Source organism: Lentibacillus kapialis, from assembly GCF_014646635.1.
In the GTDB taxonomy this organism is placed as follows: Bacteria; Bacillota; Bacilli; order Bacillales; family Amphibacillaceae; genus Lentibacillus; species Lentibacillus kapialis.
On sequence record NZ_BMNQ01000086.1, the window covers coordinates 1 to 7,698 of the forward strand.

Genomic DNA, 7,698 nt, shown 5'->3' on the forward strand with positions numbered 1-7,698 from the left:
TTCGTCCGAACAGCGTATTTTTAGAAAACTTCAGGTTATGAAGCAACATTTTCTCGGAAAATAGACGCTTATGATTTTTTTATTGATTTATGAAATTCCCCCGTTTTTGGGGGCTAACCATGTTATGAATTTGGAAAAAGATGCGTTTGTAGATGGCATTGAAGTCGGCGGAGCGGCATCTTTTATTGAATTTGCCAAAGACGCTGACATGTCATTAACATTTTAAATAACGACGAAGGAGGTTCGAAACGTGTCACAGAGTGTAACAACTGACGAATTGGCAAAACGTGTCGTCAACCGTGAAGAGACGCTTATTTTGGATGTCCGGAATACGGATGAATTTGATGAATGGAAGATTGAAGGGGGCAGTGTCCACATAATCAATGAGCCTTATTTCAATTTGCTTGACGGAATCGGCCCTGTTGCTGAAAAACTGAACAAAGACCAGGAAATTATCATTGTTTGTGCTAAAGGCGGCTCGTCTAAAATGGTCGCTGAAATGATGGAAGAAGAAGGTTTTACGAACGTCTATGATCTGGAAGGCGGTATGAAGGCCTGGAGCGAACATTTGGAGCCGGTTAAAATAGCTGATTTGCATGGCGGTGGAAGTCTTTATCAATTTGTCCGACTTGGCAAGGGTTGCCTTTCGTATATGGCTGTTTCCGAAAATGAAGCAGCCGTAATCGACGCCAACCGAATGACAGCTATTTATGAACGATTTGCCGAAGAGAAAGGTGTCACCATCACGCATACAATCGATACCCATCTTCATGCCGATCACATTTCAGGTGGTCGTCAGCTTGCTGAAAATACTGGCGGAACATATCATTTGCCGCCGAAAGATGCTGGTGAGGTGACGTTTGATTATGCACCGCTGGAAGAGGACAATGATATAACCGTTGGCAATACAACCATTCAGGTGCAGCCACTTTATTCACCGGGACACACAATTGGAAGCACATCGCTGATAATTGATGATCAATACTTGCTGACAGGGGATATTTTGTTTGTAAAATCAATCGGACGGCCGGATCTGGCCGGTAAAGCCGATGACTGGGTAGGCGATCTGCGCGAAACATTGTACGATCGTTATAAGGCCTTATCAGATGATTTGATTGTGTTGCCTGCTCACTATTCATTTGTAGAAGAGCTGGACGAAAAAGGCAGTGTGAAAGCACGGATTGGTGACTTGTACCAACGTAATCCGGGTTTGCAGGTGGAAGATGAGCGAGAATTCAGAAAGATGGTGACCGAGAATCTTCCACCGCAACCAAATGAACACGAAAATATTCGTCAGACCAATATGGGTAAAATGAATCCTGAAAACGAAAAACAACGCGAAATGGAAATTGGACCAAACCGCTGTGCAGTGCATGGATAATAATGTGAGGCTGGTGCAAGACCTGTAACAATGATGTTTATGAACAATCGTGAAAATATAAAAATGTAATCAATGAATAAGGAGGAACTTATGATGGAAGCAGTGAAGGTATTAGATGCAAAAGGTATGGCATGCCCAATGCCAGTTGTAAAGACGAAAAAGGCCATTGAAGAAATTGACTCAGGTGACATTTTGGAGATTCATGCAACCGATAAAGGAGCCAAAAGCGACTTGTCAGCATGGGCTAAATCTGGTGGTCATGAACTGATGGATGTAGCAGAGGAAGATGACGTCCTTAAATTCTGGATCAAAAAAGCGTAATGGAGGCCCCGGATGTTGGGCCCCCTTCTTTTAGGGGGAAAATTTAGATGGAATTCAGTCTCGTTTTTATTATTGTTCTATTTCTGATTGGGTTTGCCGGTTCATTTATTTCCGGAATGGTAGGGATCGGCGGATCGATTGTTAAGTACCCGATGCTTTTATATATTCCCCCGTTGTTCGGGTTGGCAGCTTTTACAGCCCATGAAGTTTCCGGCATCAGTGCCGTTCAAGTGCTGTTTGCAACAATTGGTGGCGTTTGGGCATACCGGAAGGGTGGTTACCTGAATAAAACCCTTATCATTTATATGGGAATCAGTATTCTGATTGGAAGTTTTATCGGTGGATACGGATCACAGTTTATGACAGATGGCGGGGTCAACTTAGTTTATGGTTTGATGGCTACGATTGCAGCCATTATGATGTTTGTTCCCAAGACGCAAATAGACGACATCCCGTTAGAACAGGTCACGTTCAATAAAGGGCTTGCGGCCTCTCTGGCATTTGTAACGGGGATTGGCGCCGGTATCGTTGGCGCAGCAGGCGCATTTATTTTAGTGCCGATCATGCTTCTTGTTTTAAAGATTCCGACACGTATGACCATCGCATCATCACTGGCGATTACCTTTATATCATCGATTGGTTCCACGGCAGGGAAAATCATGACAGGACAGATTTTGTTGATCCCCGCGATTGTGATGATCGTTGCCAGTCTGATCGCATCGCCGCTGGGAGCAAATGCCGGAAAACGGGTCAATACAAAAATCCTGCAGGGCACCCTGGCTGTGCTGATCCTCGGTACGGCCGTGAAAATTTGGACGGATTTCTTTTGAATCATTTTATGATGTATAGGCCAACCACGAATTGTATACGACCATAGTAGAGGTGATAATTGATGACAGACAAAAGGTTTAACCCAAAAAATGCTGATAAGCTGGTGAGCCAAGAACGGAAGGCGCAATTACAGCCGGAGAAAATAATTGACCATTTGAAGGTGAGCAACGACGATACAGTAGCGGACTTGGGTGCAGGTCCCGGTTTGTTTTCGATTCCGTTAGCCAGGCTGACTGAACGTGACGTTTATGCTGTGGATATTGAACCGGAAATGTTGGAAAGACTTCAGCAGAATGCCGAAAAAGAAGACATCGGAAATATTCAAACCGTTGTCAGTGATTTGGAAAACGTTAATCTTCCTGACAATTCAGTAACACGAGTCCTAAATGCATTTGTCATCCATGAGGTAGGGAGTATTGATCGGACCATTAATGAAATGAAACGCATTCTCAAAGCAGGCGGATATCTGCTGCTAATGGATTGGGAAGCAGTTGAATCAGATTCCGGTCCGCCGCTCGAAATCAGAATTCCTTCTGACAAAATGGAAAGCATCTTACAGGAACACGGGTTTGATACGGACGTGTTTCATCCGGACTCAGAACACTATGCGATTAAAGCTCAAAAAAGGATAATTGGATAAGAGAGGAACACCGGCGCTGTTTTGCACCGGTGTTTTCTATGTGTCTGCAGCTATTTTGATTGGCGAGGCAGCTCAGTAGTGTTAAATCGTATGGTAGACCGAAAAATTTTGCAATGATAATAATCCCAACTCGTGCGAGAGCAGCCTTAACTTGAGCGGGCCCCCGTCGAACTTGAGCGAGGCGATCATTCACCAATAGTATTTCTATAATCAAATGTTTTGAATTGCGGCATTTGTGGTAATAGAAAAATAAAGGAGGAGTTATCATGTCTGAAAAATCATTATATGAACGCCTCGGTGGGATCTATAGTATTGCAGCAGTCGTTGATTATTTCGCTAAAGCACTTGCAGAGGATCCGGTTGCAGGGAAAAAATTCTTTTAACCCTTTTCTCAAAGATTGGTATGCAAATCAAGGATGGAGAGAACCGGGTTTTATTGTTTTGACTACTTTATGGGTTAGCGAAAAGTCTGGGGGTCCTCATAAGTACGTAAGCACTATCCCTAATGACGATAGTCTGGACCTGGAACCGACTCATTACAATATGAAGCTAACTGGGGAAGAATTTGATGCAGCAGGCAAGGTATTGGCTGACACACTCGACCACTTTGATGTGCCGGAGAAGGAAAAGAATGAAGTCCTTGATGCCTTCACAGCTCACAAGAACGAGGTTATCAGTGGAACAATCGAATAGTAAACCAATCGTTTAGGGCTATAAGTGGATGATTTATCAGATTATTCATGTTATTGTCCTGTTTTAATTTGAGTACCATTCATACCCCCCCCAATTATTAATATGGTGCCAGACAGGTAGAACCAGAGCATGGGAATAATTGAGGCCCCCGATACCAGGTGGCTGAAACGCTTGAAGCAAGAAACCATTCAGACTGGCATCAAATCCGACTCCTTTTACATCAACGTTATGACTGATGTCGCGCTCTCTAATAATATCAATGGCAATTTTGGACAGCCCCGTTGGAAAATCCAGGTTATTTCCTGATTATGATAGATAATGGTCTACCATAATGGTACCACCCCCCTCACGTGATTGCTGTCGCGCAACTTTCTGAAGTTTTCGCGCGAAATCCGAGAAATGCCGAAATCCAATAGATGCCAAAATCTCGAATATAGCGCACGAATTTCCAGAGCCCGCGCACTGCCTCCTACATTTTGGAAATGATTCTGATTAAATCAGCTATGCCAAAAACTGAAGTATTTTTGTCAAGGAATTCGCAGAGACTACAAGCTTCTGCATTCACTAAGTTTACAGTCACTTCGTATGGTGCGAAAGATGCGTTAAGACTATTTCTCTGTTGACAAATATACATAAGGGGGGTATCCTATAATTAGAAGATGAAAGGGGGGTAGCAGATGGGCGAACATTTGCGGGATCACCCGGTAACACCCCGGACCGATGCTGAAAAGCAAGCTGTCGTTAACCGTCTGAAGCGGGTTGAAGGACAGGTGCGGGGTATTCAGAAAATGGTCGAAGAAGATCGCTATTGTGTTGATATATTAGTGCAGATTAGTGCTATTAATGCAGCACTGAAAAAAGTCGGCTTCTCCATTGCTGAGCGGCATACGAAGCATTGCGTCAGTGATGCCGTGCAGTCCGGCGAGGGGGAAGAAGCGATTGAAGAATTAATGGAGGTTATGAAGCAGTTCTCCAAGTAAGGAGGGGTATGAAAGATGAATGATTCAGAAAACAAAACGCTTGGTGTAACAGGGATGACCTGTGCTGCCTGCTCAAACCGGATCGAAAAAGTATTAAACAAAATGGATGGCGTTGATGCGAAAGTCAACTTAACGACGGAAAAAGCATCTGTAGCCTATGACCCCTCTGATGTTTCGGTTGATGATATAACCGCCAAAATTGAAAAACTGGGATACGGTGTTCAGACCGAAAAAGCAGAATTTGACGTTTACGGCATGACTTGCGCAGCCTGCTCGAACCGGATTGAGAAAGTGCTTAATAAACAGAGCGGTATCAAACTGGCCAATGTGAATCTGGCTACGGAAAGTGCTGCAGTAGAATACAATCCCGGCCTGATGGAAAAAGATGATATTATCGGAAGGATTCAAAAACTGGGTTATGATGCCAACGTGAAAACCGAGCAGGAAGATAAACGATCACAGAAGGAAACGCAAATAAGACGGATGAAAATGAAATTGATCATTTCCGCTGTACTGTCGGCGCCGCTTCTGATGACGATGCTTGTACACTTGTTTGGCATGAATGTACCGGATATCCTGATGAATCCATGGTTCCAATTTGCTCTGGCAACACCAGTGCAATTCATCATCGGCTGGCAGTTTTATGTTGGAGCCTATAAAAATTTGCGGAACGGTGGCGCCAATATGGATGTGCTCGTTGCTCTCGGAACGAGTGCCGCCTACTTTTACAGTTTGTATGAATCGGTTAAGACAATTGGAATACCAGCTTATGAACCACACTTATACTTTGAAACGAGTGCTATTTTAATCACGTTAATCCTGTTTGGTAAATATATGGAAACCGCTGCAAAGGGTAAAACGACGGCCGCATTATCCAAATTGCTTAATTTGCAGGCTAAACAAGCGCGCGTTATTCAAGGTGGCGAAGAAGTGATGGTCAATGTGGAAGATGTATCCGTCGGTGACCGTCTCCTGGTTAAACCGGGTGAAAAATTCCCTGTTGATGGTTTGGTTGCCAAAGGTAAGACATCGGTTGATGAGTCGATGATCACCGGTGAATCGATTCCTGTTGAAAAAGATGTACAATCCAGTGTCATCGGATCAACCATCAATAAAAATGGCACGGTTGAAATGGAGGCTACTAAAGTCGGCAAGGATACCGCACTGGCATCCATTGTCAAAGTAGTGGAAGACGCACAAAGTTCCAAAGCGCCGATCCAACGGCTGGCAGATGTTATTTCGGGTTATTTCGTTCCAATTGTGGTCGGAATCGCCTTATTGACGTTTATCATTTGGATTGTGTTTGTGCAGCCGGGCGCGTTTGAGCCGGCGCTGGTCGCGTCAATCGCCGTGCTTGTGATAGCATGTCCATGCGCGTTGGGGCTCGCAACACCGACCTCGATTATGGTCGGTACTGGCAAATCTGCTGAAACCGGCATTTTGTTCAAAGGCGGCGAACACTTGGAACGTACGCATCAGTTGGATGCGGTGATTCTAGACAAAACAGGTACGATTACAAAAGGGAAACCTGAGGTGACTGATTTTACCGGCGATACAGACACATTGAAGCTGCTGGCCAGTGCTGAAAAAGGTTCCGAGCATCCATTGGCAGAGGCTATCGTCGCGTATGCTACAGAGCAGGACATGACAGTGCCCGCTGCGGATTCGTTTGAAGCTATACCGGGCCGGGGCATTAAAGCCGTTGTTGCCGGCGAACAAATCCTTGTCGGCACGCGAAAACTGATGGCTGAACATGATGTGGTTATCGATGAAGCCGACGATGCTATGACTCATTATGAGACTGACGGTAAGACTGCGATGCTGATAGCCGTTAATGGTGAATTCCGCGGCATCGTTGCAGTAGCCGACACGATTAAAGAAACAGCGACAGAGGCCATCCGCCGGCTGCATGACCAAGGACTGGAAACTATTATGCTGACAGGCGATAATGAGCGGACAGCACAGGCTATTGCAAAACAAGTCGGTATTGATCAAGTTATCGCGCACGTTTTACCAGAGGAAAAAGCGGATAAAGTAAAAGAGATACAGCTTCAGGATAAAAAAGTCGCGATGGTCGGTGATGGTATTAATGATGCTCCGGCACTCGCTGTCGCTGATATCGGAATTGCCATTGGAACGGGTACTGAAGTTGCCATTGAAGCAGCTGATGTAACCATTCTTGGCGGTGAATTGCTGCTGATACCAAAAGCGATCGGCATTAGTAAAGCAACAATAAAAAATATCCGGCAGAATTTGTTCTGGGCGTTCGCTTATAACAGTGCCGGTATTCCAATCGCGGCTGTCGGGCTGTTGGCACCGTGGATAGCCGGCGGAGCCATGGCATTGAGTTCCGTCAGCGTTGTATCAAACGCACTACGTCTGAAGCGTGTTAAAATATAAGGAGTCTCTCCTTTTGTGGAATGATTTCCTCCACAAAGGGCTGGTATCCTGTTCAATTAATTTTTATAAAGGGGAGATCATTACTATGCAAACAACATTGGATGTCAGTGGCATGACATGCGGTCATTGCGAAAGTGCTGTTAAAGGGGCGCTCGAAGAATTAGAAGGTGTACAGGGTGTTGAAGTAAGTCTTGATACAGGAAAAGTGACTGTCATCTATGACGAATCGACTGATATCGAAGCCATGCGCGAAGCAGTAGAAGAGCAAGGTTACGATGTCGTCGTATAATTGATGATAACCGGTTTCCTAATAGGGGAGCCGGTTTTTTTTAGTGCGCCGGGCATGTGCTATGTCTAGGGAGTGAAAGTCTCCTGCGGGCTTGGTAGTAGGAACCGCTAGCCAAAGACAAGGGTGTCCACTGCGAGGTGGAATCGGAAGGAAGTCGGCGGCA

At 45.0% G+C, this 7,698-nt stretch carries 9 protein-coding genes and 1 pseudogene; all 10 read left to right on the plus strand.

Annotated features, from left to right (window positions below; all coding sequences use genetic code 11):
• Positions 1–121: 121 nt before the first annotated feature.
• Positions 122–226 (plus strand): annotated as a pseudogene (locus tag IEW67_RS16990) (DsrE/DsrF/DrsH-like family protein); the annotation flags it as partial.
• A 24-nt stretch (positions 227–250) separates the two neighbouring features.
• The gene (locus tag IEW67_RS16995) at positions 251–1,381 is read left to right on the plus strand and encodes an MBL fold metallo-hydrolase (RefSeq protein ID WP_188634270.1); all 1,131 of its coding nucleotides are present in this window, start codon (positions 251–253) and stop codon (positions 1,379–1,381) included.
• Between the two features lie 93 nt (positions 1,382–1,474).
• The gene (locus IEW67_RS17000; protein WP_188634278.1) at positions 1,475–1,702 is read left to right on the plus strand and encodes a sulfurtransferase TusA family protein; all 228 of its coding nucleotides are present in this window, start codon (positions 1,475–1,477) and stop codon (positions 1,700–1,702) included.
• Between the two features lie 47 nt (positions 1,703–1,749).
• Positions 1,750–2,532 (plus strand): sulfite exporter TauE/SafE family protein, encoded by a 783-nt coding sequence (locus IEW67_RS17005; RefSeq protein ID WP_188634271.1) that lies wholly within the window; start codon positions 1,750–1,752, stop codon positions 2,530–2,532.
• 62 nt (positions 2,533–2,594) lie between these two features.
• Positions 2,595–3,173 carry a class I SAM-dependent methyltransferase gene (locus IEW67_RS17010; protein WP_229671921.1) on the plus strand — a complete coding sequence of 193 codons (579 nt, stop codon included), beginning with the start codon at positions 2,595–2,597 and terminating at the stop codon, positions 3,171–3,173.
• 441 nt (positions 3,174–3,614) lie between these two features.
• On the plus strand, positions 3,615–3,866 hold the full coding sequence (locus IEW67_RS17015) for a globin family protein (RefSeq protein WP_188634273.1): 252 nt from the start codon (positions 3,615–3,617) through the stop codon (positions 3,864–3,866).
• Positions 3,867–3,995: 129 nt separating this feature from the next.
• Positions 3,996–4,172 (plus strand): hypothetical protein, encoded by a 177-nt coding sequence (locus tag IEW67_RS17020; protein ID WP_188634274.1) that lies wholly within the window; start codon positions 3,996–3,998, stop codon positions 4,170–4,172.
• Positions 4,173–4,543: 371 nt separating this feature from the next.
• The gene (locus tag IEW67_RS17025; protein ID WP_188634275.1) at positions 4,544–4,846 is read left to right on the plus strand and encodes a metal-sensing transcriptional repressor; all 303 of its coding nucleotides are present in this window, start codon (positions 4,544–4,546) and stop codon (positions 4,844–4,846) included.
• 15 nt (positions 4,847–4,861) lie between these two features.
• Positions 4,862–7,246 carry a heavy metal translocating P-type ATPase gene (locus IEW67_RS17030; RefSeq protein ID WP_188634276.1) on the plus strand — a complete coding sequence of 795 codons (2,385 nt, stop codon included), beginning with the start codon at positions 4,862–4,864 and terminating at the stop codon, positions 7,244–7,246.
• An 85-nt stretch (positions 7,247–7,331) separates the two neighbouring features.
• On the plus strand, positions 7,332–7,535 hold the full coding sequence (gene copZ, locus IEW67_RS17035; RefSeq protein ID WP_188634277.1) for a copper chaperone CopZ: 204 nt from the start codon (positions 7,332–7,334) through the stop codon (positions 7,533–7,535).
• Positions 7,536–7,698 lie beyond the last annotated feature (163 nt).